Annotated in this window: 26 protein-coding genes and 1 tRNA gene; 23 read left to right on the forward strand and 4 right to left on the reverse strand. The window is 59.7% G+C overall.

Annotated elements, in window-relative coordinates; all coding sequences use genetic code 11:
• Positions 1–2: 2 nt before the first annotated feature.
• The 17 genes from CFter6_RS04115 to CFter6_RS04195 all read left to right on the forward strand — a co-directional run bounded on the left by CFter6_RS04115 (position 3) and on the right by CFter6_RS04195 (position 16,736).
• Positions 3–1,391, forward strand: a complete 1,389-nt coding sequence (locus CFter6_RS04115; protein WP_061538846.1) for an FAD-dependent oxidoreductase — start codon at positions 3–5, stop codon at positions 1,389–1,391.
• 271 nt (positions 1,392–1,662) lie between these two features.
• Positions 1,663–2,397 carry a bifunctional demethylmenaquinone methyltransferase/2-methoxy-6-polyprenyl-1,4-benzoquinol methylase UbiE gene (gene ubiE / locus CFter6_RS04120; protein WP_041741166.1) on the forward strand — a complete coding sequence of 245 codons (735 nt, stop codon included), beginning with the start codon at positions 1,663–1,665 and terminating at the stop codon, positions 2,395–2,397.
• A gap of 8 nt (positions 2,398–2,405) precedes the next feature.
• Complete coding sequence (locus tag CFter6_RS04125) at positions 2,406–3,326, forward strand: Tim44 domain-containing protein (RefSeq protein WP_061538847.1); 921 nt, start codon at positions 2,406–2,408, stop codon at positions 3,324–3,326.
• An 89-nt stretch (positions 3,327–3,415) separates the two neighbouring features.
• The gene (locus CFter6_RS04130; RefSeq protein WP_061538848.1) at positions 3,416–4,000 is read left to right on the forward strand and encodes a ubiquinone biosynthesis accessory factor UbiJ; all 585 of its coding nucleotides are present in this window, start codon (positions 3,416–3,418) and stop codon (positions 3,998–4,000) included.
• Positions 3,997–5,574, forward strand: a complete 1,578-nt coding sequence (gene ubiB / locus CFter6_RS04135; protein WP_061538849.1) for a ubiquinone biosynthesis regulatory protein kinase UbiB — start codon at positions 3,997–3,999, stop codon at positions 5,572–5,574. The genes CFter6_RS04130 and ubiB overlap by 4 nt, the downstream gene beginning before the upstream one ends.
• A gap of 3 nt (positions 5,575–5,577) precedes the next feature.
• Positions 5,578–6,192, forward strand: a complete 615-nt coding sequence (locus CFter6_RS04140) for a methyltransferase domain-containing protein (RefSeq protein ID WP_061538850.1) — start codon at positions 5,578–5,580, stop codon at positions 6,190–6,192.
• A 222-nt stretch (positions 6,193–6,414) separates the two neighbouring features.
• Entirely contained in the window at positions 6,415–7,500 is a 1,086-nt protein-coding gene (locus CFter6_RS04145) for an ABC transporter ATP-binding protein (protein ID WP_061538851.1), read from the forward strand.
• Positions 7,493–8,395, forward strand: coding sequence for an ABC transporter permease (locus tag CFter6_RS04150; RefSeq protein ID WP_061538852.1), 903 nt, complete (start codon positions 7,493–7,495; stop codon positions 8,393–8,395). Before CFter6_RS04145 ends, CFter6_RS04150 begins: the two co-directional genes overlap by 8 nt.
• Positions 8,392–9,174 (forward strand): ABC transporter permease, encoded by a 783-nt coding sequence (locus tag CFter6_RS04155; RefSeq protein WP_150118622.1) that lies wholly within the window; start codon positions 8,392–8,394, stop codon positions 9,172–9,174. The genes CFter6_RS04150 and CFter6_RS04155 overlap by 4 nt, the downstream gene beginning before the upstream one ends.
• 73 nt (positions 9,175–9,247) lie before the next feature.
• Positions 9,248–9,745 (forward strand): DUF2059 domain-containing protein, encoded by a 498-nt coding sequence (locus tag CFter6_RS04160; protein WP_061538853.1) that lies wholly within the window; start codon positions 9,248–9,250, stop codon positions 9,743–9,745.
• Positions 9,746–9,831: 86 nt separating this feature from the next.
• Positions 9,832–10,893, forward strand: coding sequence for an ABC transporter substrate-binding protein (locus CFter6_RS04165; RefSeq protein WP_061538854.1), 1,062 nt, complete (start codon positions 9,832–9,834; stop codon positions 10,891–10,893).
• Positions 10,894–11,065: 172 nt separating this feature from the next.
• Positions 11,066–11,428: an FmdB family zinc ribbon protein gene (locus CFter6_RS04170; protein ID WP_061538855.1), complete on the forward strand. Its 363-nt coding sequence runs from the start codon at positions 11,066–11,068 to the stop codon at positions 11,426–11,428.
• Between the two features lie 60 nt (positions 11,429–11,488).
• Complete coding sequence (locus tag CFter6_RS04175) at positions 11,489–12,124, forward strand: DUF502 domain-containing protein (RefSeq protein ID WP_061538856.1); 636 nt, start codon at positions 11,489–11,491, stop codon at positions 12,122–12,124.
• Positions 12,125–12,197: 73 nt separating this feature from the next.
• Complete coding sequence (aspS, locus tag CFter6_RS04180; RefSeq protein WP_061538857.1) at positions 12,198–14,000, forward strand: aspartate--tRNA ligase; 1,803 nt, start codon at positions 12,198–12,200, stop codon at positions 13,998–14,000.
• Between the two features lie 212 nt (positions 14,001–14,212).
• The gene (nudB, locus tag CFter6_RS04185; protein WP_061538858.1) at positions 14,213–14,689 is read left to right on the forward strand and encodes a dihydroneopterin triphosphate diphosphatase; all 477 of its coding nucleotides are present in this window, start codon (positions 14,213–14,215) and stop codon (positions 14,687–14,689) included.
• A gap of 11 nt (positions 14,690–14,700) precedes the next feature.
• On the forward strand, positions 14,701–15,507 hold the full coding sequence (locus tag CFter6_RS04190) for an endonuclease/exonuclease/phosphatase family protein (protein WP_061538859.1): 807 nt from the start codon (positions 14,701–14,703) through the stop codon (positions 15,505–15,507).
• Positions 15,508–15,569: 62 nt separating this feature from the next.
• The gene (locus CFter6_RS04195; RefSeq protein ID WP_061538860.1) at positions 15,570–16,736 is read left to right on the forward strand and encodes a phospholipase D-like domain-containing protein; all 1,167 of its coding nucleotides are present in this window, start codon (positions 15,570–15,572) and stop codon (positions 16,734–16,736) included.
• 6 nt (positions 16,737–16,742) lie between these two features.
• On the opposite strand, the gene CFter6_RS04200 is transcribed toward CFter6_RS04195, so the two are convergent.
• The 3 genes from CFter6_RS04200 to mscL form a co-directional block, all read right to left on the reverse strand.
• Complete coding sequence (locus CFter6_RS04200; protein ID WP_061538861.1) at positions 16,743–17,468, reverse strand: anti-sigma factor; 726 nt, start codon at positions 17,466–17,468, stop codon at positions 16,743–16,745.
• The gene (locus tag CFter6_RS04205; protein WP_061538862.1) at positions 17,468–18,052 is read right to left on the reverse strand and encodes an RNA polymerase sigma factor; all 585 of its coding nucleotides are present in this window, start codon (positions 18,050–18,052) and stop codon (positions 17,468–17,470) included. Before CFter6_RS04205 ends, CFter6_RS04200 begins: the two co-directional genes overlap by 1 nt.
• 193 nt (positions 18,053–18,245) lie before the next feature.
• Positions 18,246–18,656: a large conductance mechanosensitive channel protein MscL gene (mscL, locus tag CFter6_RS04210; protein WP_061538863.1), complete on the reverse strand. Its 411-nt coding sequence runs from the start codon at positions 18,654–18,656 to the stop codon at positions 18,246–18,248.
• Between the two features lie 292 nt (positions 18,657–18,948).
• Here mscL and petA point away from each other — a divergent pair, with 292 nt between their 5' ends.
• From petA to CFter6_RS04240, 6 genes are all read left to right on the forward strand, one after another.
• The gene (gene petA, locus CFter6_RS04215; RefSeq protein WP_014004650.1) at positions 18,949–19,569 is read left to right on the forward strand and encodes a ubiquinol-cytochrome c reductase iron-sulfur subunit; all 621 of its coding nucleotides are present in this window, start codon (positions 18,949–18,951) and stop codon (positions 19,567–19,569) included.
• Complete coding sequence (locus CFter6_RS04220) at positions 19,569–20,975, forward strand: cytochrome b (RefSeq protein ID WP_061538864.1); 1,407 nt, start codon at positions 19,569–19,571, stop codon at positions 20,973–20,975. The genes petA and CFter6_RS04220 overlap by 1 nt, the downstream gene beginning before the upstream one ends.
• 16 nt (positions 20,976–20,991) lie before the next feature.
• Complete coding sequence (locus CFter6_RS04225) at positions 20,992–21,759, forward strand: cytochrome c1 (RefSeq protein WP_061538865.1); 768 nt, start codon at positions 20,992–20,994, stop codon at positions 21,757–21,759.
• Positions 21,760–21,843: 84 nt separating this feature from the next.
• Entirely contained in the window at positions 21,844–22,455 is a 612-nt protein-coding gene (locus CFter6_RS04230) for a glutathione S-transferase N-terminal domain-containing protein (protein WP_014004653.1), read from the forward strand.
• Between the two features lie 75 nt (positions 22,456–22,530).
• A complete protein-coding gene (locus CFter6_RS04235) occupies positions 22,531–23,040 on the forward strand; it encodes a ClpXP protease specificity-enhancing factor (RefSeq protein ID WP_061538866.1) in 510 nt (169 codons plus the stop codon).
• Positions 23,041–23,065: 25 nt separating this feature from the next.
• Positions 23,066–23,141: transfer RNA gene (locus CFter6_RS04240), tRNA-Thr, on the forward strand.
• Between the two features lie 195 nt (positions 23,142–23,336).
• On the opposite strand, the gene CFter6_RS04245 is transcribed toward CFter6_RS04240, so the two are convergent.
• Complete coding sequence (locus tag CFter6_RS04245; RefSeq protein ID WP_061538867.1) at positions 23,337–24,245, reverse strand: LysR family transcriptional regulator; 909 nt, start codon at positions 24,243–24,245, stop codon at positions 23,337–23,339.
• Between the last annotated feature and the right edge of the window lie 68 nt (positions 24,246–24,313).

Genomic DNA, 24,313 nt, shown 5'->3' on the forward strand with positions numbered 1-24,313 from the left:
CCATGCGCCCATTCTGGCTGGAAGATGCACTGTTCGCCGACGGTGAGTTGGCCCCCGCCTTGCAAGGCCGGCAGAAAGCCGACGTCGGCATCGTCGGCGGCGGCTTCACCGGCTTGTGGACCGCAATCCAGCTCAAGCAGCAGGACCCGGCGCTGGACATCGCCATCATCGAAAGCGACCTGTGCGGCGCCGGCGCCAGCGGCCGCAACGGTGGCTGCCTGCTGACCTGGTCGACCAAATTCTTCACCCTGCGCCGACTGTTCGGCGAGGTCGAAGCCGTACGCCTGGTCAAGGCTTCGGAAGCGGTGGTCGACCATATCGGTAATTTCTGCCGCGAGCACAAGATCAATGCCGAATTCCGCCAGGACGGCACCCTGTATACCGCCACCACCAAGGCGCAACTGGGGGTGCTGGACCCGGTGCTGCAAGAATTGCAGCGGCAGGGCATCAGTTCCTATCATGAATTGCCGGACGCTGAAGTGCAGCGCCGCTCCGGCTCCGCGCGTAATCTCGCCGGCGTGTTCTCGCCGATGGCGGCCACTGTGCATCCAGGCAAGCTGGTGCGCGGCTTGCGCCGCACAGCGCTGGAAATGGGCATTCGGATCTACGAAAGAACGCCGATGCTGTCGTTCACGCCAGGAACCACAGTCACCTTGCAAACGCCGGCCGGCAGCCTGCAGGCCGGCAAGGTGGTATTGGCCATCAACGCCTGGATGGCCAGCCGTTTCCCGCAGTTCGAACGGACCCTGGCGGTGGTCTCCAGCGATATGGTGATCACCGAAAAATGTCCCGAGCTGTTACAGCGCATCGGCCTGACCGATGGCGTCTCGGTGCTCGATTCGCGCACTTTCGTGTTCTATTACCGTACCACCGAAGACGGCCGCCTGATGCTCGGCAAGGGCGGCAACACTTTCGCCTGGCGCGGCCGCATCCTGCCGGTGTTCGACCAGCGTTCGCCCTACGAGCAGCAGCTAAAAGATAGTCTGCACGAGTTTTTCCCGGCGCTGGCCGGCGTACCGATCACCGCCAGCTGGAATGGCCCGTCCGACCGCTCGGTCACCGGCTTCCCGTTTTTTGGACGCCTGGATGACATGCCGAACGTGTTCTACGGCTTCGGTTACTCCGGCAACGGCGTCGGCCCCAGCTACATGGGCGGCCAGCTGCTGTCGTCGCTGGTGCTGGGCCTCGACAACGCCTGGAGCCGTAGCCCGCTGGCAGCCGGCCCGCGCGGCCAGTTCCCGCCGGAGCCACTGCGCTATATCGGTTCGCTGGTGGTGCGCAACGCCATCCGGCGCAAGGAACTGGCGGAAGACCAGGACCGCAAGCCCTGGCTGATGGACCAGATGCTGAGCAAGCTGGCCAATGCCGCGGGCAAGGCTGATAAGGCATAGTCTGAATTTATGGTTCTTCAGGCTTCTCTGTGGGTAAAGGTGACGCTATCGCGCATGGCGTGCAAAGAAGTAGGGTGGGCACGCTTTTGTGCCCACGCTGTAGCGCTTCCGCGTGGGCACAAAAGCGTACCCACCCTACACACTTAGTTGCCCAGGTGTCATATGTCGCTGGCACAGGCAAGTGAGAAATATCCTGTAGATTATTTGGCAAGCCGAGCATGCGCCGGCCGGACTTGTATAATGCAAGTCTGCCAAAACAAGCTTGCCCACCATGACCAACACCACGCATTTCGGTTACGAAACCGTCTCCGAGGACGATAAAGTCCACAAAGTCGCCGAGGTTTTCCATTCGGTCGCGCCTAAATACGATGTCATGAACGATCTGATGTCGGCCGGCCTGCATCGGGTCTGGAAGATTTTCACCATTGCCCAGGCGGCGATACGTCCCGGTTTCAAGGTGCTCGATATCGCCGGCGGCACCGGCGACCTGGCCAAGGCCTTCGCCAAGCGCGCCGGGCCCACCGGCGAAGTCTGGCTGACCGATATCAACGAGTCGATGCTGCGGGTCGGCCGCGACCGTCTCTTGAATAAAGGCTTGTCCACCCCCACCTTGCTATGTGACGCGGAGAAATTGCCGTTTCCGGACAATTACTTCGACCGGGTCTCGGTGGCCTTCGGTTTGCGCAACATGACGCACAAGGATGCGGCGCTGGCGGAAATGCGGCGCGTATTGAAGCCGGGCGGCAAGTTGCTGGTGCTGGAGTTCTCGAAAGTGTGGGAACCGCTGAAAAAGCCCTACGACGTTTATTCGTTTTCGGTATTGCCGTGGCTAGGCAAGAAAATTGCCAATGATTCTGAAAGCTATCGCTACCTGGCCGAATCGATCCGCATGCATCCCGATCAGGACACCCTGAAGCAGATGATGACGGATGCCGGCCTGGCGCGGGTAGAGTATTTCAATTTAACTGCCGGTGTGGCAGCCTTGCATACCGGCATAAAACTGTAGGAGCTCGCATGAAGAGATTTTTGCTGGTGTTGCTGATGGTCGCAACCACCTTGTCGTTGACAATATCGAACGCCGACGCGCGCCGCCTGGGCGGCGGCGGTTCGTTCGGCAAGCAGTCGTCCGGGATTTCGCGCCAGGCGCCAAGCCAGCCGACGCAGAATTTCGGCAATGCCAACCAGGCCCGTCCGGCCACGCCGGCTGCCACGCCGCAGGGCGTTCCGCCTAAACCAGCCAGCCCATGGAAGGGCATCCTCGGCGGCGCCTTGCTGGGCCTCGGCTTGGGTGCGTTGATGTCGCATTTCGGCATGGGTGGCGCATTCGGTTCTTTCCTGATGATGGCCTTGCTGGCGGTCGCGGTGATTTTTGTTGTGCGATTGGTAATGCGCAAGAACAGCAACGCGCCGGCGCCGGCTGCTTATTCCGGCGCCAATTCTCCTGCCGCCAGTTTTGACAGCAGCTCTTCAGGTTTTACGCCGGAAATCGGCTCGCGCATCAATTCAGGACCGTCGTTCCAGTCCTCGGCGCCGGCAGGACACAGCGCACCCTGGGGCATTCCCGACGATTTCGACGTGCCGGGCTTCGTACGCAGCGCCAAGACTTACTTCATCCGCCTGCAAGCTGCCTGGGACAAGGCCGACATCAACGATATCCGCGAATTCACCACGCCCGAGATGTTCGGCGAACTGCGCCTGCAATTGCAGGAGCGCGGCGCATCGCCTAACAATACCGACGTGGTGCAGCTGGATGGCGAGCTGATGGGCATCGAAACCATAGGCAGCGATTACCTGGCCAGCGTCAAGTTCACCGGCCTGATCAAGGAAGTGCCGGAAGCGTCGGCGGAACCGTTCACCGAAGTCTGGAACCTGTCCAAGCCGCAAACGGGACAAGGCGGCTGGGTTTTGGCGGGGATTCAGCAGATCAATACATAAATGCCAAGGCTTTAGCAGGCCCTAGGCCTGACAAACTGATAAACTTGGGACCGCCCGTGAATAGTCACGGGCGGTTTTATTTTGTGACGATGACATCTCCAATCAATTTCACGCCGATTACCGCCGCAGTCAACCATTTGCTGGCGCAGGAACCGTGGGCGCAGCGCATCCTGGCCGCGCATGCGGACAAGGTCGCGTGTTTCGACGGCGGCGCCGTCAAGCTGCCCTGGCAGGTCAGCGCCGACGGCCTGCTGCAGGCGCCGCCGCCGGACACGGCGGTGAACGTCACGATCCGCGTCAACCTGGCAGACCTGCCGCTGATTGCGCAGAACCGCGAACGTGCTTTTTCCTACGTGAAGATCGAGGGCGACGCCGATTTCGCCAACGCCATTTCGCAAGTCAGCCAAGGGATACGCTGGGATGCCGAGCGGGACCTGAGCAAGCTGGTGGGCGACATCGCCGCCGTGCGCATCGTCGGCGGCGGCAAGACGCTGATCGCCGGCGCGCTGGCGACCCACAAGAAGCTGGCGGAAAACGTCGCCGAATATTTCCTGGAAGAGCAGCCGATGCTGGTGCGGCCGCAGGCGGTATCCGATTTTACGAATGATGTCACCAGGCTGCGCGACGACCTGGAACGGCTCGCCAAACGCATCAACAAACTGAAGACCCCATGATCCTGAAATTCCTGCGCTTGTTCAAAATTGTCCGCGTCGCCGTGCGTTACGGCCTGGACGATATCGCCATGTCGGGCTTCGACACGCCGCGCATCTCCAAGCTGATCGATACCCTGATTTTCTGGCGCGATATTTCAGCGCCGCGCGGCGAACGTTTGCGCATGGCGCTGGAAGAACTGGGGCCGATTTTCGTCAAGTTCGGCCAGGTGCTGTCGACCCGTCGCGACTTGCTGCCGGGTGACATGGTCGACGAACTGGCGCGCCTGCAGGACCGGGTGCCGCCCTTCAGTTCCGACCTGGCGATCGCGCAGATCGAAAAATCGCTGAAAGCCCATCCGGACGAGTTGTTCGCCAGCTTCGAGCGGGTGCCGGTGGCGTCCGCCTCGATCGCCCAGGTGCATTTCGCCACGCTGAAGAACGGCAAGGAAGTGGCGGTCAAGGTGCTGCGTCCCGGCATGAAAAAGTCGATAGACGAAGACGTCGCGCTGATGCATATCGCCGCCGGCCTGGTGGAAAAACTGTGGGCCGACGGCCGCCGCCTGAAGGCGCGCGAAGTGGTCGGCGAATTCGACAAATACCTGCACGACGAACTGGACCTGATGCGCGAGGCCGCCAACGGCAGCCAGCTGCGCCGCAATTTCGCCAATTCCGATCTGCTGGTGGTGCCGGAAATGTACTGGGATTACTGCTCATCGTCGGTGATCGTGATGGAGCGCATGCACGGCATCCCGATCTCGCAGCTGGACCGCCTGCGCGATGCCGGCGTCGACCTCGGCAAGCTGTCGCGCGACGGCGTCGAGATCTTTTTCACCCAGGTGTTCCGCGACGGTTTTTTTCATGCCGACATGCATCCCGGGAATATCCTGGTGTCGGTGGCGCCGGCCACCTTCGGCCGTTACATCGCACTCGATTTCGGCATCGTCGGCACCCTCAACGATTTCGACAAGGATTATCTGTCGCAGAATTTCCTGGCGTTTTTCCAGCGCGACTATAAACGCGTGGCCGAAGCCCACATCGAATCCGGCTGGGCGCCCAAGGAAACCCGGGTCGACGAGCTGGAATCGGCGGTGCGCGCCTGTTGCGAACCGATCTTCGACCGGCCGCTGAAAGACATTTCCTTCGGCCAGGTGCTGCTGCGCCTGTTCCAGACTTCGCGCCGCTTCAATGTCGAGGTGCAGCCGCAGCTGGTGCTGCTGCAAAAGACCTTGCTTAACGTCGAGGGCCTGGGCCGCCAGCTCGATCCCGACCTCGACCTGTGGAAAACCGCCAAGCCGCACCTGGAACGCTGGATGAGCGAACAGATGGGCTGGCGCGGCTTGATCCAGCAGTTGAAGATCGAGATGCCCCGCTATAGCAAGCTGCTGCCGCAACTGCCGCGCCTGGCGCACCAGGCGCTGACGCAAGCGGTCGAACCCAAAAACGAGCAAAACAATGAACTGATGTGGAAGCTGATTGCGGAACAGCGCCAGACCAACCACTTCCTCGGCGTGCTGGTGTACGTCGGCGGCGGCCTGGCGGCGGGCGTGCTGCTGACGCTCTTGTACCTGCGTTTTGCACACAGGATCTGGTGGTAAGCCATGGCGACGCCGGATAATGCTCCCAAGTTCGCCAGCCGCGATCCCTCGCATCCCGATTTCTGGAGCGATCGCTTCGACCGCGACTTTACCCCCTGGGACATGGGCGGCGTGCCGCAGGCGCTGCAGCAGTACCTGGCGCGCAGCCAGCCGGCCGCAACCCTGATTCCCGGCTGCGGCAGCGGCTATGAAGTGGCTTTATTGTCGGAAGCCGGCTGGGACGTGACCGCCATCGATTTTTCCGGCGCCGCCGTGAACGCCGCCCGCACCGTGCTGGGAAAATGGTCGGAACGGGTGCTGCAGGCCGATTTCTTCACCTACCAGCCGCCGCGGCCGCTCGGGCTGATCTACGAGCGCGCCTTCCTGTGCGCGCTGCCGCCGGCCAAGCGTGCCGATATCGTCAACCGCTGGACCGAGCTGTTGCCGGCGGGGGCAACATTGGCCGGTTTCTTCTTTTTCGATGACAATCCGAAGGGGCCGCCGTTCGGCATCGGCCGGGCCGAACTGGAACGCTTATTGCATGCCGATTTCGAGCTGGCCGACGAGCGCGAGGTGGACGATTCCATGCCTGTGTTTGCCGGCAAAGAGCGCTGGATGGAATGGCGGCGGCGCGCGTAGGGTGGGCACCGGTGCCCACGCGTAACCGTGATGGCCGGAGTACGGACTTGAGGCTCCAAATAGGCATGTGCGTGGAGTGAATGCCCGCGTGGGCACAGGGTGCCCACCCTACGTGGCTTGGACCGTTGTTTTTACCGAAGCTATAGGCCGGCTTTTTTCACATAAATGACGGACGCCTTGCTACAATTGGCGGTTTTTCGCACCCCCTGGACCTGAAGACATATGGCGCTGCTCGAAATCCGTAATGTCAGTCGTCGTTTTGGCGACTTTGCCGCAGTTGACAACATCAGCCTGTCGATTGAAGCCGGCGAATTCTTTACTTTGCTGGGACCTTCCGGCTGCGGCAAAACTACCTTGCTGCGCATGATCGCCGGTTTCGACCTGCCGGATTCCGGCCAGATCCTGCTGGACGGAGTCGACCTGGTGGGCATTCCGCCGGAACAGCGGCCGGTCTGCACCGTGTTCCAGAACTATGCGCTGTTTCCGCACATGACGGTCTCGGCCAATATCGCGTTTCCCCTGAAAATGGCCAAAGTGCCGGCCGACCAGATCCGCAGCCGGGTCGAAGAGGCCCTGGAAGACGTGCGCCTGACCGGTTTCGCCGCGCGCTTCCCGCATGAATTGTCCGGCGGCCAGCGGCAGCGGGTGGCAGTCGCGCGGGCGCTGGTGTCGCGCCCCAAGCTGCTGCTGCTGGATGAACCCCTGTCGGCGCTGGACGCCAAGCTGCGCGAGCAGATGCAGATCGAGTTGATCAATTTGCAAAAAGAAGTCGACATCACTTTCGTCTACGTCACCCACGACCAGGGTGAAGCGCTGGCGCTGTCGCACCGGATCGCTGTCATGAACCGCGGCAATGTCGAGCAGCTGGACGAGCCATCGCGCATCTACAGCTATCCGCGCACCCGTTTCGTGGCCGATTTCATCGGCACCTGCAACCTGCTGGACGGCGCCATCGCCAGCACCGACGGCGCTTCCATGAAACTGGACGTGCCAGGCCTGGGCCTGGTCAAGAGCGCTTTGCCGGCAGACGCCGCGGTCGGCCGCAAAGGCACCCTGGCCTTGCGCCCGGAAAAAATCCACATCAGCGCCGAGATCAGCACCGACACCGCTGAAAACCACTTCAAGGGTTTCGTCAAAGAGTTGCTGTACCTGGGCGACGTCACCGTCTATATCGTACAGACCGAGGGCGGCACCACCATCGAGGCTCTGCTGGCGAACTCCGCCGCCGGCCGCGCCAAGTTCTTCGAAGTCGGCGACATGGTGGACATCGCCTGGCAATTCGACGCGGGGCATTTCTTGTATGAGTAAATCGCCCAGCGTCGCAGCCAAACGCGGCCGCATGGCGCGCTGGCTGATCAGCGGCCCGCCGCTGTTCTACCTGCTGCTGTTTTTCGCCATCCCCAGCCTGATCATGGTGTTCGCCTCGGTGCGGTATGCAGGCGATTACGGCGGCCTGGCTCCGGTGTTCGACGAAGCCGGCAAGCTGAACCTGACGCTGGAGAATTTCCAGCGCTTCACTTCCGATTTCATCTACACCGCGATCTTCCTTAAATCGCTGATGTACGCGCTGATCACCACTTTCTGCTGCCTGCTGATGGCTTATCCGCTGGCGCTGCTGATCGCGCGCAGCCCCAAGAAATACCGCGACCTGCTGATCCTGCTGGTGATCCTGCCGTTCTGGAGCAATTTCCTGATCCGCGTCTACGCCTGGATGATCATCCTCGGCCCGCAATCCGGCCTGACGCAAGCCGTCAACTATATATTGGGACTGGCCGGGATCGAACCGGTGCGCCTGTTGTTTACCGGGTTTTCGGTGATCGTCGGCCTGGTATATGTGCATCTGCCGTTCATGGTTCTGCCCTTGTACGCCAACCTGGAAAAACACGATCCGGCACTGGTCGACGCCGCCCAGGACCTGGGCGCCTCGGCCTGGCAGCGCTTCTGGCGCATCACGTTTCCGCTGTCTTTGCCTGGCGTCTACGCCGGCGCCGCGCTGGTGTTCATCCCGGCGCTGGGGATTTTTGCGGTATCCGACATCCTGGGCGGCACCGGCAGCGACATGATCGGTAACGTCATCAAACAGCAGTTCCTGGAAACCCGCGACTGGCCGTTCGGCAGCGTGCTCTCCATCGTCCTCACGGTGGCGGCCCTGATCGCCGCCGGCATCGCGGTGCTGGTGGCAAGGCCGAGGAGGGAAGCATGAGCAATGTAATCCGCCGTCCGCTCGGCCTGTGGCTGGTGGCGCTGGCCGTCTACGCCTTCCTGTATGTGCCGCTGATCATCGTGGTGGTGTATTCCTTCAACGATTCGCAGCTCAACGCCGAGTGGGTAGGTTTCACGCTGGACTGGTACCGCAAGCTGTTTCATAACGAAGAGATGCTGCGCGCCGCCGGCAATTCCCTGTTGATCGCGCTGGTCGCCAGCGCCGCTTCGACCTTGCTGGGCACCATGGCCGGTTTCGCCATGCACCGCTACAAGCTGAAGCTGCTGCCCTTGCTGGTGCTGACGCCGATCGCTATTCCGGAAATCCTGGTCGGTGTTTCGCTGCTGATTTTCTTCGTGATGCTCAACATCACCCTGGGACTGGTATCGATTGCCCTGGCGCATATCGCTTTCTGCATAGGTTTCGTGGCGATCGTGGTACGTTCGCGCCTATCCGGCATGGATGAAAGCCTGACAGAGGCTGCACGCGATTGCGGTGCGACGCCGATGCAGGCGTTCCGCCTGGTGACGCTGCCGCTGATCATGCCGGGCGTGGTGGCCGGGGCCCTGATGGCGTTCACTTTGTCGATCGACGACTTCGTGATCACCTTCTTCACCGCCGGCGCCAATGCCTCCACCTTGCCGCTGCAGATCTATTCGATGATCAAGATTGCCGTCACACCGGAGGTCAATGCCGTTTCGACCTTGTTGATGGGCTTGACCTTGCTACTTATAATCATCGCGTCCAAGCTTGCGCCCAACGCTTTGCGTTCAAGCTAGAGTGAAGCGGGGTGGCTTTCGGCTGCCCTTGTTATTGAATTTAACCGAATCATTTTCCTGTACTGGACCATTCATGCGGCGCCTTTCAGTCCTGTTTTTTGCAGTATTTCTTTCCACTGCAGTGCATGCGGCGACGCCGAGTGATGCTTCGATCGACGAGCTGCTGACCTCGATGCATGCAGAGAAAAACCTTGAGTCATTGTTCCCAACTCTTGATAACGTCATGCATCAATCAATGGCAACGGCGACCAAGGGCCAAACGCTGTCTGTCAAACAACAGCAGATCCTCGACAAGGCAACCACCAAGATGCTGCAGGTAATGCGGGATGAAATGAGCTGGGACAAGATGCGCGCCTTCTACGGCCAAATTTATCGTGAGAGCTTCACGCAGGAAGAGATCGAGGGCCTGATAGCATTCTATAAAAGCCCCGCTGGCGCCGCCTACATAGAGAAAATGCCCGTCATCATGCAAAAAACCATGGTCCTCATGCAGACACAGATGGCACAGATGATGCCCAAGATGCAAGCCGCCATGCAGCAGACAATGGAAGAAGTAAAAAATAGCAAGTAGTGCGCGAGGTGGCGACGGCCGGCTGTTTCCTGAGTCCGTCCTCCGTTGCTTCAGATTGCAATTTATTTATCAGATCCGGAATAGCCATGAAAAAACTGCTTACCATCGCCGCCATGTTGTTTGCCAGCATCTCGGCCCAGGCCGCCGACGAGCTGCGCCTGTATAACTGGAACAACTACATTGCGCCGGAAACCGTGCAGCGCTTCGAGGCCTTCTGCAAGTGCAAGGTGGTGCAGACCTATTACGGCGACAACGAGGAAATGCTGGCCAAGCTGGCCGCCGGCGCCAAGGGCTACGACATCATCGTGCCGACCGGCAATGCGCTGGACGCGCTGATCAAGCAGCAAGCCTTGCTGCCGCTCGACAAGAGCCAGTTGCCGAACCTGAAAAACGTCAACCCGGCCTACCTCAACACTGATTTCGACAAGGGCAACAAATATTCCGTGCCGTACGCCTACACCGTGACGGTGATGGGTTACAACGACCAGAAGATGAAGGAACTGGACATCGCGGTGGACAGTTGGGCGGCGATTTTCGATCCGAAGATCCTGGCCAAGATCAAAGGCAAGGTGACCGTGCTCGATTCCGCCAATGAACTGATGGCGGCGGCGCTCAAATACCTGGGTTATTCCGCCAACGATACCGACGAGCAGCACTGGCAGCAGGCCAAGGACGTGATCATCAAGGCCAAGCCTTACTGGGCAGCGTTCAACGGCAGCAGCTATATCAAGGAACTGACTGTCGGCAATATCTGGCTGGCCCACGGTTATTCGAATGACATCTTCCAGGCCGATGTCGATGCGCAAAAGGCCGGCCGCAAATTCCATATCCGCCACGGCATGCCTAAAGAGGGCGCAGTGCTGGCGCTGGACAGCGTGGTGATCCACAAAGCCGCGCCGCGTCCCGACCTGGCGCTCAAGTTCATCAACTTCATGCTGGACGGCAAGAATGCCGCCGAGCTGAGCAACCTGATCGGCTCGGGTAATCCGAATGCCGACGCCGCCAAGTACATCAAGCCTGAAATCGCCAACAACCCGGTGATTTTCCCGGACAAGGCCGGTTTCGCCAAGCTGGAGATGCTGAAAGACCTGAACAGCAAGCAAAGGCGCGCCATCAACCGCATCTGGACCGAGATCCGGGCACGCTGAGCCTGTCGGCTTGCTGTTTTGATATGATACGAATGTGGCGCCGCAGGCAATTCTGTGCTGCGCCGCCACAAGCTATTGCCGAAGCCGGTGTACACTGCAAAAAAACCTTTATAATTCAGGGTTTTGTACTGTTTTTGTACTGTTTTTGTACTGATTTTTGCGGAGTTTCACCATGCCGATTTATGCGTATCGCTGCGAAGCCTGTGGTTTTGCCAAAGATGTGCTGCAAAAGATGTCCGACGAGCCGCTGACGGTCTGTCCGTCCTGCAGCAAAGCCGCGTTCAAGAAGCAAGTCACTGCGGCTGGTTTCCAGCTCAAGGGCACGGGCTGGTATGTGACCGATTTCCGTGGCGGCGCAGGCGCGACCGTCCCGCCGGCAAATGCGGCCGAACCGGCAGCAGCCGGCAGTACCGCTGCCGCCGCACCTGCGGCTGCGGCCACCACGGCCACTACCGCGGCGCCGGCCGCCAGTACGGCAGCCGCCAGCACCAGTAGCACTAGCGGTGGCGGCAGCACGCCGGCCGCGGCGACATAATGTCATCCATGTAACCTGCAGGCGCGCGTACCCGGTACGCGTCGTCCGACAAAGAAAGCCATGCGTAAATATTTCATCACCGGTCTACTGGTTCTCGTGCCCCTGGCAATCACGCTGTGGGTGCTGAACCTGGTCATTGGCACGATGGACCAGTCGCTCTTGCTGCTGCCTGAACAATGGCGGCCGAAAGCATTGCTGGGGCATGACATTCCCGGCCTCGGCACCATCCTGACCCTGCTGGTGATTTTCCTGACCGGCCTGGCGACGCGCAATTTCATCGGCCGCCAGATCGTCTCGGTGTGGGAAGGCGTGCTGACCCGGATTCCGGTCGTCAGCTCTATCTATTCCAGCGTCAAGCAAGTCTCGGACACCCTGTTTTCCTCGTCCGGCAATGCCTTCCGCAAGGCCCTGCTGGTGCAGTACCCGCGCGAAGGATCGTGGACCATCGCCTTCCTGACAGGGATTCCCGGCGGCGACGTCAAGAACCACCTGTCCGGCGATTACGTCAGCGTCTACGTGCCGACCACGCCAAATCCGACTTCCGGTTTTTTCCTGATGCTGCCGCGCGCAGACACCATCGAGCTCGACATGAGCGTCGACGAAGCCTTGAAGTACATCGTGTCCATGGGCGTGGTCGCGCCCGAGCAGCAGCCCGGCAGGAAACTGGTGATCGATTCGCCGCCCGGCAGCAATTGATGCTGATCCTCTGCACGACCGCCTGCTTATAATTAATTCATACTTACAACATCTGAACTGCGAAAACCTGAACATGTCCATGCGAACCCAATACTGCGGCCTCACTACTGAGGTACTTCTCGGCCAAACCGTCAGCCTGTGCGGCTGGGTCCATCGTCGTCGCGACCATGGCGGCGTCATCTTCATCGACCTGCGCGACCGCGAAGGCCTGGTGCAGGTAGTGTGCGATCCGGACCGCGCCGAGGTATTCAAGAATGCGGAAGCAGTGCGCAACGAATTCTGCCTGCGCATCACCGGCGTGGTGCGCCTGCGCCCGGACGGCACTAGCAACAGCAACCTGAAATCGGGCAAGATCGAAGTGCTGGCGCATGAACTGGAAGTGCTGAACCCGTCGGTCACGCCGCCGTTCCAGCTGGACGACGACAACCTGTCGGAAACCACCCGCCTGACGCACCGCGTGCTGGACTTGCGCCGCCCGCAGATGCAAAACAACCTGCGCCTGCGCTACAAGGTGACGATGGAAGTGCGCAAGTTCCTGGATGCCAACGGCTTCATCGATATCGAAACGCCGATGCTGACCAAGTCGACCCCGGAAGGCGCCCGCGATTACCTGGTGCCTTCGCGCGTCAACGCCGGCCAGTTCTTCGCCTTGCCGCAATCGCCGCAGCTGTTCAAGCAGCTGCTGATGGTGGCCAACTTCGACCGTTATTACCAGATCGTCAAATGCTTCCGCGACGAAGACTTGCGTGCTGACCGCCAGCCTGAATTCACCCAGATCGATTGCGAAACTTCCTTCATGTCGGAACAGGAAATCCGCGACATGTTCGAAGGCATGATCCGCCTGGTGTTCAAGAACGCGCTGGATATCGACCTGCCTAACCCGTTCCCGGTGATGGACTTCGCCACCGCGATGGCCCTGTACGGTTCGGACAAGCCTGACATGCGCGTCAAGCTGGCCTTCACCGACCTGACAGCAGTCATGAAAGACGTCGACTTCAAGGTATTCGCCGGCGCAGCCAACATGGACAACGGCCGTGTGGTCGGCCTGCGCGTGCCGGGCGGCGCCGCCATGCCGCGTTCCGAGATCGATGCCTACACCCAGTTCGTCGCCATCTACGGCGCCAAGGGCCTGGCTTACATCAAGGTCAATGAAAAAGCCAAGGGCCGCGACGGCCTGCAATCGCCTATCGTCAAGAACCTGCACGACGCCGCGCTGGCGCAGATCCTGGAATTGACCGGCGCAGAAGACGGCGACCTGATTTTCTTCGGCGCCGACAAGGCCAAGGTAGTCAACGACGCCATCGGCGCGTTGCGCGTGAAGATCGGCCACAGCGAATTCGGCAAGAAGGTCGGCCTGTTCGACGACACCTGGCGTCCATTGTGGGTGGTCGATTTCCCGATGTTCGAATACGACGAAGACGGCGACCGCTGGAACGCCTTGCACCATCCGTTCACGTCGCCGAAAGACGGCCACGAAGATTTCATCGAAACCGATCCGGGCAAGGCAATCGCCAAGGCCTACGACATGGTCTTGAACGGCTGGGAACTGGGCGGCGGTTCGATCCGTATCCACCGCGCAGAAGTGCAGAGCAAGGTGTTCCGCGCCCTGAAGATCGATGCTGAAGAAGCGCAGCTGAAATTCGGCTTCCTGCTCGACGCCCTGCAATACGGCGCGCCTCCGCACGGCGGCCTGGCGTTCGGCCTGGACCGCATCGTCACCATGATGTGCGGCGCCGAATCGATCCGCGACGTCATCGCTTTCCCGAAAACCCAGCGCGCGCAATGCCTGCTGACGCAAGCGCCGTCGGCAGTCGACGAAAAACAGTTGAAAGAACTGCATATCCGCCTGCGTCTGCCGGAAGCCAAGGTAGTCTGATTTCCAGGTAAAAGGCAGCAAAAGAAAAAGCGCGGGGGTTTAGTTTACCTCGGCGCTTTTTTTATGTCCGGGCCAAACAGGTTTATAGTGATGCTTTCTGAGATTGGGTAGGGTGAGCAATTTTTTGCCCACGCGGAACTGGCTGCAAGCGCTGTTTCCGGCAGCACCTGGGCACGCTGTGCCTGCCCAACGCGCAATAATAAAAGATACGCATGTATAAAATTCCCGAATCTGTATTGGTGGTTATTTACACGGAAGACCTCCAGGTCTTGCTGATGGAACGGGCCGACAAGCTGGATTACTGGCAATCGGTCACCGGCTCCAAGGATTTTCCTGAGGAAGACCTGGACGTGACGGCAACGCGTGAAGTACAGGAAGAAACCGGCATCGTGGTGGCCGCTGAAGCAGGCGCCGTGCCGCTGTCTAACCTGCGCGACTGGGGCGTCGCCAACGTGTACGAAATCTACCCGGTCTGGCGTCACCGTTATGCACACGGCGTCACAAAAAACACCGAGCATGTGTTCGGCCTGCTGGTGCCGGACGGCATTCCGGTGACCCTGGCGCCGCGTGAACACCTGCAATACAAGTGGCTGCCGTACCGGGCGGCTGCGGACGCATGTTTTTCGCCGTCGAATGCCGAAGCGATCCTGCAGTTGCCGCGCCACCTTGTCGCGCATTCTGCCAAATAAGCTGAAGAGTCATGAAACTGCGCATCGCAACTTACAACATCCACAAAGGCGTATCGTCGCTGGGCAGCCGCCCGCGCGTGCACGCCTTGAAACAGGCCTTGAGCCGGATGGAGGCCGATATCTTTTTCCTGCAGGAAGTGCAGGGCCGGCACGACCTGATGGCGGCGCGCCATGCGGCGCACTGGCCGGAACAGGCACAGCATGATTACCTGGCTGGCGATTCGCACCACGCCGCCTACGGCATGAACGCTGTCTACGACCACGGCCACCACGGCAACGCCTTGCTGAGCCGTTTTGAAATCGGCTCGCAGAGCAACCAGGATGTGTCTGACCACGCCTACGAGGCGCGCGGCATCCTGCACTGCGTCCTCAAGACCGAATTCACCGATATCCATTGTTATGTGGTGCACCTGGGTTTGTTCGGCGGCGGCCGCCGGCGCCAGACCGCGGCCCTGATCGAGGCGGTGCGCAGTTCGTCGCCGCCGGGAGCGCCGCTGATCATCGCCGGCGATTTCAACGACTGGGGCAACCGCCTCAGCGAATTGCTGCGGGCGCGGCTCGATGTCACCGAAATATTCGATGAGCGGATCGCGGCGCAGGGCATGATGCAGGGCGTCGGTTCCTACCTGCAGCAACTGATAGGGCGGACGCCGAAACTCAAGCCGGCGCGCACTTTCCCCGCCGCTTTTCCCTGGCTGCGGCTGGACCGGATTTACCTGCGCGGCTTTACGGTAGAATCGGCGGAAGTGCTGCATGGAGCGGAATGGGCAAAACTGTCCGACCATGCACCCATCGTGGCGACGCTCAAGTTGCGATGACTGCAGCATCAATTACAACTTCAGAAAGACCGGCGGATGTCGTCTCTCCTCATAGCCATCGCATGCGCGCGGTAAATCTTTGCGCAGATAACCACATCACGCTGTTGCACAACGGCGCTGCCTTTTTTCCGGCGCTGATTGCCGCCATCGATGCTGCCCGCATCGAAATCTACCTGGAAACCTACATCTTCGCCGACGACCAGACCGCGCAGCTGGTGCAGCAGGCGCTGACGCGCGCCGTGCAGCGCGGCGTTGCCGTGCGAGTGATCGCCGACTGGCTGGGCACAGGCCGCCAGCGCTCGGTATCGCTGCAGCAGGAATTCACGGCGAGCGGGGTCATGTACCGCAGTTTCAATCCCTGGTTCCGGCGCGGCGTGGCGCGCATGCATCGCAAGATCTGCGTGGTCGATCGCCAGGTCGGGTTTGTCGGCGGCCTCAACATCATCGACGACATGGTTTCCGACGACGACCTGCGCCAGCCGCTGCCGGCGCCGCGCTGGGATTTTGCGGTCGGCATCAGCGGTACGCTGGTGAACGTGATCCATATCGAACTGGAGGCGCAATGGCTGCGCCTGGGCGAGATGAAGCTGCTGGCGCGTTTCCAGCAATTCAAGCGCACCCGTTTCAAGGGCGGCGGCGTCGCCCATGGTCCGGCATCGGCCGGCCTGGTGCTGCGCGATAACCTGCGCAACCGCCGCACCATCCAGCGCGCCTACCTGCAGGCGCTCGGCCATGCGCGCCAGAGCGCCTTGCTGACCAGCCCTTATTTTGCCCCGAGCCGGAAATTGCGGCGCGGCCTGGAACAGGCGGCGCTGCGCGGAGTCGACGTCACCTTGCTGCTGGGCGTGGGACAGTTCCGGCTGCAAGACGCGGTCAGCCATTCGTATTATCCGAAACTGCTGAAAGCCGGCGTCAAGATCGTCGAATACCGCAAGACCGCCTTGCATGCAAAAGTGGCGGTGATCGACGACGACTGGGCCACCGTCGGCTCCAGCAATTTCGACGGTTTCAGCCTGCTGGTGAACCAGGAGGCCAACGTGGTGGTGATGGATGCCGATTTTTCGCGCGCGCTGCGGCAACAGATAGCAAGCGGGATCGCCGACGGCGAGCCGATATCGGCCGATGCCTTCAACCACCGTTCCTGGCGCGCGCGGCTGTGGCACGGCACGGCTTTTTTCCTGTACCGCTTCCTGATGCGCATCATCACCATCGGCGACGGCGAGCGCTGATGGCTGCTATATCCTGATCCAGGCGCCCTTGAACAGGATAGGGCCGGTCGGTCCCTTGGGATCCGGCGATCCGCCTTTCGGCTCCAGCGTCACCGCCAGCAGCGGCACGGTCTGCGGCGTGGCGTCGGCCGGCAGCGTCAGGCTGATGCTGCCGTTGGCTTCCAGCAGGCCGAGCGAACGCGGCGGCCCTTCTTTCGGCACTGCCCATAATTCCAGGCTCTTGTCGGCTGCGATCTTCTGCGGAATCACCAGCTTGACCAGCAGGCGGCCGCCCGGCGCGTCGCCGGTCACCACGGCGATCGGCTGCGCCTGATCGTTGCTCAGCATGGCGATATACGATACGGCCGGCGCCGCAGGGACAGGCGGCAACTGCTGCCGGGACAGCAGCAGCGAGGTCAGGATGATGGCGGCGGTGGTCGAAACCAGGCCGAGGCCGCGCCAGAAGCTCAGGTCTTCGCGCAGCTCGAGCCAGACCGAGCGTTTGTGTTGCGGTTTGCGCGGCAAATCGAGCCTGGTTTCGATGGCCGACCAGACTGCGGCTGGAGGTTGTGCCGGCGGCGCCAGTTCCGCCATCGGGTGCAGGCGGTCCTGCCATTCGGCGACAGCCTGGCGCAGCACGGCATGACGGCGCAGCAGGGTTTCAAAACGGCGCAAGGCGCCGCCACGCAAGGTGCCGAGCACGTATTCGGCTGCCAGCTTGTCCACCAAAACAGGATTGCGTTCGATATCCATCAGGCGCTCCCCAGCTTGCCGAGGCAGCTCTTGAGGCGCTCCAGCCCGCGCCGGATCCAGGTCTTGACGGTGCCTATCGGCAGCTGCAGCTGCGCCGCCACTTCGCTATGCGAGAGATCGTGATAGAACGACAGGGCAATCGCTTGCCGCTGCATGGCTTCCAGCCGAGCCAGGCAATGCGCCAGCGCCTTGGCGTCGGCAGTCAGCTGCAGCGCCTCCAGCGGCGTCGGATCGGCGCTTTCCATAGCGTCCATGACTTCCTTGTCAAATGTGTCCGCATCGATTTCTACCGCGCCGTCCGTGCGCCGCAGGAAATCGAATGCCTTGTTGCGCACGATGGTGGTGATCCAGGTCATCGGCGCCGCCAGGCTGGCCTGGTAGCTGTCGGCGTTGTTCCAGATGCTGACGAAACTCTCCTGCAGCACTTCTTCCGCCCACTCGTGCTTGACTAGTATACGCAGCGCGAAGCCGAACAGTTTCGGCGAGGCGGCGTCGTAGAGGGCGCGGAAGGCGACGGCGTCCTTGCGCACGACCGCGGCAAGCCAGATTTTCAATTGTTCCGGTTGCAAGTCTTGGGAGGGCAATTCGGCTTCCTTTATGCGCAGTGCCGCCGTTATGTGCCGCGCCTGGATTTTGTTGTTGCAGAGCCAAGCCGGTTATTGCGCAGATTACCCCATGGTAACTTGCGCCGCAACCCGCAAATCCGCTATCGCCGGGCCGCTGAAAACAAAAAGCCCGCTGCAGGCAGCGGGCTTTGGCGACGAGCGCAGGCCACCGTTATTTTTTCAGTGAATCGCGGATTTCGCGCAGCAACACGGTGTTTTCCGGATCGGCGGCAGGCGCGGGAGGCACTTCGCCGCGCAGCTTGTTGATGATGCGCACCATCTGGAAAATCACGAAGGCCAGGATGACAAAATTCAGGGCAATCGTGATGAAATTGCCGTAGGCCAGCACAGCGCCGGCTTTCTTGGCTTCCGCCAGCGTCAGTTCAGTGCTCTGGCCGTTCAGCGGGAAGTAGTGGTTGGCAAAATCCAGGCCGCCGAAAATCTTGCCGACCACCGGCATGATGATGTCCTGCACCAGGGAGTCGACGATCTTGCCGAACGCGCCGCCGATGATCACGCCGACTGCCAGGTCCATCACGTTGCCTTTGAGTGCAAAGGTCTTGAATTCTTGCATCATGCCCATGTGTTGTTTCTCCATAACTAATGTTGACAATCGGGAAGATACTGCGATCCCGGCAGGATTAAAAGGATAAATTTGTCAATTCTTGTTATTTTCCACCCCTGGACTTGCTTGCTGCAGTGCAAGAATCGGCTTCTGAAGGGAATTGTGCCAGGTTTAGCCGCAATTTCCATGGATTTAGCTGATTTTGTACCTGCGTGCATGTATTTCCTTTAAAACAGGCCTCAGCTTCGATATAATCTAGGGTTGCTAGAAGTTCCGTGCAAGTTTCGTATTTTGACTGATTGGGGTTGGTATGAGTATCGAAAAGCAGGTCGACTCCGGTCGACGTGGATTGCTCGTGGCTACATGCGCGGCAGGCGGTGTAGCCGGTTTGGCGACGGCGGGGGCTTTTGTCTCCACTTTCCAGCCATCCGAACGCGCAAAAGCCGCGGGTGCACCAGTGGAAGTGGATATTTCCGGCATTAAACCCGGCGAGATGCAAGTGTTCGAATGGCGCGGCAAGCCAGTCTGGATCATGAAACGCACCCCGGAACAACTGAAGGGGCTGGAACATACCGCCTCCGAAGTGGCCGACCCCGAGTCGCTCAAGCCCTACACCATGGACTTGCCTGACTACTGCAAGAACAAGTCGAACAACCGCGGCCGTGCCGGCCACGAAGAAACCCTGGTGCTGGTGGGCATCTGCCCGCACCTCGGCTGTTCGCCATCCTCGAAATTCGCCCCTGGCGCCCAGCCTTCGCTGCCGGACGACTGGCAAGGCGGCTTCCTCTGCCCCTGCCACGGTTCGACTTTCGACCTGGCCGGCCGTGTTTTCAAGAACAAGCCGGCGCCAAACAACCTCGACGTGCCACGCTACATGTACCTGTCCGATACCAAGATCGTCATTGGTAAAGACGAGAAAGGTGAGGCTTAATCATGGCATTCCACGAAAAACAGCTGCCGGCCGATGCTCCCATCGCCGATAAGGCGCTGAACTGGGTCGATGCGCGTTTCCCCGTCACGTCGACCTGGAAAGCCCATCTGTCCGAGTACTACGCGCCAAAGAACTTCAATTTCTGGTACGCCTTCGGTTCGCTGGCGCTGCTGGTGCTGGTGATCCAGATCGTCACCGGGATCTTCCTGGTCATGCATTACAAGCCGGATGCCGCGCTGGCGTTCGCTTCCGTCGAATACATCATGCGCGACGTGCCGTGGGGCTGGCTGGTGCGCTACATGCATTCGACCGGCGCTTCAGCCTTCTTCATCGTGGTCTACCTGCACATGGTGCGCGGCCTGCTGTACGGTTCATACCGCAAACCGCGCGAGCTGGTATGGCTGTTCGGCGTCGGCATTTTCCTGTGCCTGATGGGCGAAGCGTTCATGGGCTACCTGCTGCCATGGGGCCAGATGTCCTACTGGGGCGCGCAAGTTATCGTCAACCTGTTCGGTGCGATTCCTTTCATCGGCCCTGACCTGTCGTTGTGGATCCGCGGCGACTACGTGGTCTCCGACGCTACCCTGAACCGCTTCTTCTCGTTTCACGTGATCGCGATCCCGCTGGTCCTGATCGGCCTGGTAGTAGCGCATATCATCGCACTGCACGAAGTAGGCTCCAACAACCCGGACGGCGTAGAGATCAAGGAAAAGCTGGACGCCAAGGGCGTGCCGCTGGACGGCGTGCCGTTCCACCCTTACTACTCGGTGCACGACGTGATGGCGGTTGCCGTATTCCTGATCGTGTTCAGCGCCGTGGTGTTCTTCGGCCCTGAAATGGGCGGCTACTTCCTGGAGTACAACAACTTCGTCCCGGCCGATTCGCTGAAGACGCCGCCGCATATCGCACCGGTCTGGTATTTCACGCCTTACTACTCGATCCTGCGCGCAGTCACTTCAGACTTCATCGTCTACCTGCAAGTCGGCGTCGCCGCTTTTGTCGCCCTGCTGTGGCTGAAGTCGAGCCTGAGCAGCGTGCTCAAGATCGCCGCTTCGGTCATCGGTCTGGCCATCATCGGCGCCATGTTCGTGTTCGACGCCAAGTTCTTCGGCGTGGTGCTGATGGGCGTCTCGGTCGTCATCCTGGCCGGCCTGCCTTGGCTGGATCATTCCAAGGTGAAGTCGATCCGCTACCGCCCGAGCTGGCACAAATACATCTACATCCTGTTCGCGATCACCTTCGTGGTGCTCGGCTACCTCGGCGTGCAGCCGCCTTCGGCGATCGGCGGCCTGGTGTCCAAGGTCTGCACTTTCATCTACTTCGGCTTCTTCCTGCTGATGCCATGGTGGAGCGCCGCAGGTACATTCAAGCCAGTGCCGGACCGTGTTGTCTATCACCCGCACTAAGCCAGAGGATAAGAACATGACATTGCTGAAAAAATTAGTGGCGACCCTGGTGCTGCTTCCGGCGCTGGCTTTTGCCAGCGAAGAGGGCGGGTATCCGCTCGATACCGCGCCGGAACAGAGCAACAACCTGTCCGCGCTGCAAAACGGCGCCAAGCTGTTCGTCAACTACTGCCTGAACTGCCACTCGGCATCGTCGATGCGCTACAACCGCTTGCACGATATCGGCCTGAGCGACGAGCAGATCAAGAACAACCTGCTGTTCACCGGCGATAAAGTGGGCGACCTGATGACCATCGCCATGTCGCCGAAAGACAGCAAGGCCTGGTTCGGCGCCGCGCCTCCGGATTTGTCGGTGATCGCCCGCGCCAAGGCATCCGGCGCCGGCAGCGGCCCGGACTGGCTTTACACTTATCTGCGTACTTTCTACAAGGATGACACCCGGCCAACTGGCTGGAACAACATGGTCTTCCCTAACGTCGGCATGCCGCACGTCCTGTGGGAACTGGAAGGAATTCGTACTGCCAAATACGAAGACGTGAAAGATCCGCATGAAGAGGGCAAGACCGAACACAAGTTTGTCGGTTTCGAGCAAGTCAAGCCAGGCAAGATGAACAAGGTCGAATATGACGTTGCAGTCGCTGACCTGGTGTCCTATCTTGCATGGATGGGCGAACCTGCTCAGAACACCCGCAAGCGCCTCGGCGTCTGGGTCCTGCTGTTCCTCGGCATGTTCTTCGTTCTGGCATGGCGTCTCAACGCGTCATACTGGAAAGACGTCAAGTAGTTTTCATGCCCGCGATTTTGCGGGTATGCGTTTTGGGGTGAGCCGTATCGGGTCTCACCCTTTTGTTTCTAAGGAACTATAAAAATGATGGTTCTCTATTCGGGTACAACCTGCCCATTTTCACAACGCTGCCGTCTCGTTCTGTTCGAGAAGGGCATGGACTTTGAAATTCGCGATGTCGACTTGTTCAACAAGCCGGAAGACATCTCGACCATGAATCCGTATGGTCAGGTGCCGATCCTGGTCGAGCGCGACCTGATTCTGTACGAATCCAATATCATCAACGAATACATCGACGAACGTTTCCCGCATCCGCAGCTGATGCCGGCCGATCCGCTGATGCGCGCCCGTGCGCGGCTGATGCTGTTCAACTTTGAGAAAGAACTGTTCATCCACGTGCACACGCTGGAGAACGAGAAAACCAAAGCAGCAGAGAAAAGCCACGAAAAGGCACGCTCGGAAATCCGTGACCGCCTGACCACGCTGGCGCCTTTGTTCCTGAAGAACAAATACATGCTGGGCGACGAGTTCTCGATGCTGGACGTAGCCATCGCGCCGCTGCTGTGGCGCCTGGATCACTATGGCATCGAGCTGTCGAAGACGGCTGCGCCGCTGATGAAGTATGCTGAGCGTATATTCTCGCGCCCGGCCTACATCGAAGCGCTGACCCCGTCCGAAAAAGTCATGCGTCGTTAAGATCGTGTAGATTACCGGTATGCGCTGCCGCTGCGGCAGTGCATATTTCCCCATGCTTTTGTACCGTTGCTTCCCATGTCAGAAACTTCTACCAAACCGTATTTGTTGCGCGCCATTTATGAATGGTGCACCGACAATGGCTACACCCCGTATCTGGCGGCCAGGGTAGATGCGCACACGCGCGTGCCGATGCAGTTCGTCAAGAATGGCGAGATTGTATTGAACGTCAGTTTCGAAGCCACCAGCGGCCTGAAGATGGACAACGAGTTCGTCAATTTCAGCGCCCGTTTCGGCGGCGTATCGCGGGAAATCTCGGTGCCGGTGGAAAACGTGATCGCCATCTATGCGCGCGAAAACGGCCAGGGCATGGCGTTCGAACCATCGGCCACGGCTGCTGAAACGGACACCGAAGCCGCCGCCGAGCAAGAGGCCAATCCAGAGCCGACCGCCACGGTAACGCCGATCCTGAGCTCGGTGCCGTCGTCATCCAGCGACACAAAACAGAATTCGTCCGGCACGGACCCGGAAAAAGATCCGGAACCGCCAAAAAAAGGCGGGAGACCTACCCTAACTCGAATTAAATAGGTATAATTGCGGACTTCGCAGTTTAGCTGGCTTAGCTCATCTGGTAGAGCACCTGACTTGTAATCAGGGGGTGGCGGGTTCAAGTCCTGCAGCCAGCACCAATATCTAAAAGGCCCACCGTTCGGTGGGCCTTTTTCTTTTGTTCCGCAAAAATCATTTTGCAGGTTTGACTAGCTTCCTCCTGCGATGTCGAACATGGTGCGCAGTCATTGTCGCGGTTGCTTGGTCTCAACTGGTTCTGTGCCGCAGAAATACCATCAATTTCCTCTTTGTCGGTCCCTGCATTTACCCATAAATCACGACTTCAAGCTGAAGCGCTCCGCCACGAAATCAACGAAGCTGCGCAGCTTGGGCGACATACGGCGATCACGTAGGTAGATGAGGTTCAACGGCCGGGTCGGCGGCGTGTATCCGGGGAGCAGGCGAACGAGAAGGCCGTCCTCGATATCCTTTGACAGCATTATCTCAGGCAACATGACAATACCCATGCCAGCGAGCGCAGCCTGACGTAATCCTTGAGCGCTGTCGATCTGCATCCGGCCTGAAATCGGTACGCTGATTTCGCCCTCTGGACCGGTCATGCGCCAGGATGCCTGTGCCGATCGCCACTCGGACCGCGAGGAATAGGTATAGGCCAAACAATTGTGCTGGGCAAGATCCTCCGGCCGTCGTGGTTCGCCGCGCTTCGCCAGATAACTCGGTGCGGCGCAAATCATCAATCTATACGGTGCAAGCGGGCGCGCAATCAGGTCGGAACCCTGAAGGTTGCCAAGGCGGATCGCCGCCTCGAATCCGTCCTCAGCCAAATCCACGACAGTGTCGGTGATGACCACGTCGAGATTCACTTTGGGATAGCGCGCCGTATAGTCGGCGAGCGCGGGGACCAATCGTTCCGTGCCGAAAGTCGCAGATGCGGTAACACGAAGTCGCCCTTTGGGGCTGGTTTGTGTTTCGAGTGCGAGGGCATCGGCATCCCCAACGAGACCCAGGATCTCAATGCATCGTTCGTAATAGGCCTTGCCGAATTCAGTCAGATTTTGCCGCCGTGTGGTCCGATTGATGAGGCGTGTACCGAGATGATCCTCTAGCGCCTGCAAATGGTTGCCCACCATGGTTGGCGAAAGGTCGCATTCCGCGGCCGCCGCCGTCAGACTCCCCGTGTCAACTACACGGATGAAGATGGTCATAGCCTTGAGGATGTCCATTGCCAATATTTACTAGGTAGTTATCAAACAAAATGGCAGTTTATATAATTTTTTAAGGTAATACAATG

Origin of the sequence: Collimonas fungivorans (assembly GCF_001584145.1) — a bacterium.
Taxonomy (GTDB): domain Bacteria; phylum Pseudomonadota; class Gammaproteobacteria; order Burkholderiales; family Burkholderiaceae_D; genus Collimonas; species Collimonas fungivorans.

Bases quoted from the DNA above. Each gene is read 5' to 3' on its own strand.
- CFter6_RS04115 (WP_061538846.1), top strand. From the start codon at position 3: ATGCGCCCATTCTGGCTGGAAGATGCACTGTTCGCCGACGGTGAGTTG.
- ubiE (WP_041741166.1), top strand. From the start codon at position 1,663: ATGACCAACACCACGCATTTCGGTTACGAAACCGTCTCCGAGGACGAT.
- CFter6_RS04125 (WP_061538847.1), top strand. From the start codon at position 2,406: ATGAAGAGATTTTTGCTGGTGTTGCTGATGGTCGCAACCACCTTGTCG.
- CFter6_RS04130 (WP_061538848.1), top strand. From the start codon at position 3,416: ATGACATCTCCAATCAATTTCACGCCGATTACCGCCGCAGTCAACCAT.
- ubiB (WP_061538849.1), top strand. From the start codon at position 3,997: ATGATCCTGAAATTCCTGCGCTTGTTCAAAATTGTCCGCGTCGCCGTG.
- CFter6_RS04140 (WP_061538850.1), top strand. From the start codon at position 5,578: ATGGCGACGCCGGATAATGCTCCCAAGTTCGCCAGCCGCGATCCCTCG.
- CFter6_RS04145 (WP_061538851.1), top strand. From the start codon at position 6,415: ATGGCGCTGCTCGAAATCCGTAATGTCAGTCGTCGTTTTGGCGACTTT.
- CFter6_RS04150 (WP_061538852.1), top strand. From the start codon at position 7,493: ATGAGTAAATCGCCCAGCGTCGCAGCCAAACGCGGCCGCATGGCGCGC.
- CFter6_RS04155 (WP_150118622.1), top strand. From the start codon at position 8,392: ATGAGCAATGTAATCCGCCGTCCGCTCGGCCTGTGGCTGGTGGCGCTG.
- CFter6_RS04160 (WP_061538853.1), top strand. From the start codon at position 9,248: ATGCGGCGCCTTTCAGTCCTGTTTTTTGCAGTATTTCTTTCCACTGCA.
- CFter6_RS04165 (WP_061538854.1), top strand. From the start codon at position 9,832: ATGAAAAAACTGCTTACCATCGCCGCCATGTTGTTTGCCAGCATCTCG.
- CFter6_RS04170 (WP_061538855.1), top strand. From the start codon at position 11,066: ATGCCGATTTATGCGTATCGCTGCGAAGCCTGTGGTTTTGCCAAAGAT.
- CFter6_RS04175 (WP_061538856.1), top strand. From the start codon at position 11,489: ATGCGTAAATATTTCATCACCGGTCTACTGGTTCTCGTGCCCCTGGCA.
- aspS (WP_061538857.1), top strand. From the start codon at position 12,198: ATGTCCATGCGAACCCAATACTGCGGCCTCACTACTGAGGTACTTCTC.
- nudB (WP_061538858.1), top strand. From the start codon at position 14,213: ATGTATAAAATTCCCGAATCTGTATTGGTGGTTATTTACACGGAAGAC.
- CFter6_RS04190 (WP_061538859.1), top strand. From the start codon at position 14,701: ATGAAACTGCGCATCGCAACTTACAACATCCACAAAGGCGTATCGTCG.
- CFter6_RS04195 (WP_061538860.1), top strand. From the start codon at position 15,570: ATGCGCGCGGTAAATCTTTGCGCAGATAACCACATCACGCTGTTGCAC.
- CFter6_RS04200 (WP_061538861.1), bottom strand. From the start codon at position 17,468: ATGGATATCGAACGCAATCCTGTTTTGGTGGACAAGCTGGCAGCCGAA.
- mscL (WP_061538863.1), bottom strand. From the start codon at position 18,656: ATGGGCATGATGCAAGAATTCAAGACCTTTGCACTCAAAGGCAACGTG.
- petA (WP_014004650.1), top strand. From the start codon at position 18,949: ATGAGTATCGAAAAGCAGGTCGACTCCGGTCGACGTGGATTGCTCGTG.
- CFter6_RS04225 (WP_061538865.1), top strand. From the start codon at position 20,992: ATGACATTGCTGAAAAAATTAGTGGCGACCCTGGTGCTGCTTCCGGCG.
- CFter6_RS04230 (WP_014004653.1), top strand. From the start codon at position 21,844: ATGATGGTTCTCTATTCGGGTACAACCTGCCCATTTTCACAACGCTGC.
- CFter6_RS04235 (WP_061538866.1), top strand. From the start codon at position 22,531: ATGTCAGAAACTTCTACCAAACCGTATTTGTTGCGCGCCATTTATGAA.
- CFter6_RS04245 (WP_061538867.1), bottom strand. From the start codon at position 24,245: ATGGACATCCTCAAGGCTATGACCATCTTCATCCGTGTAGTTGACACG.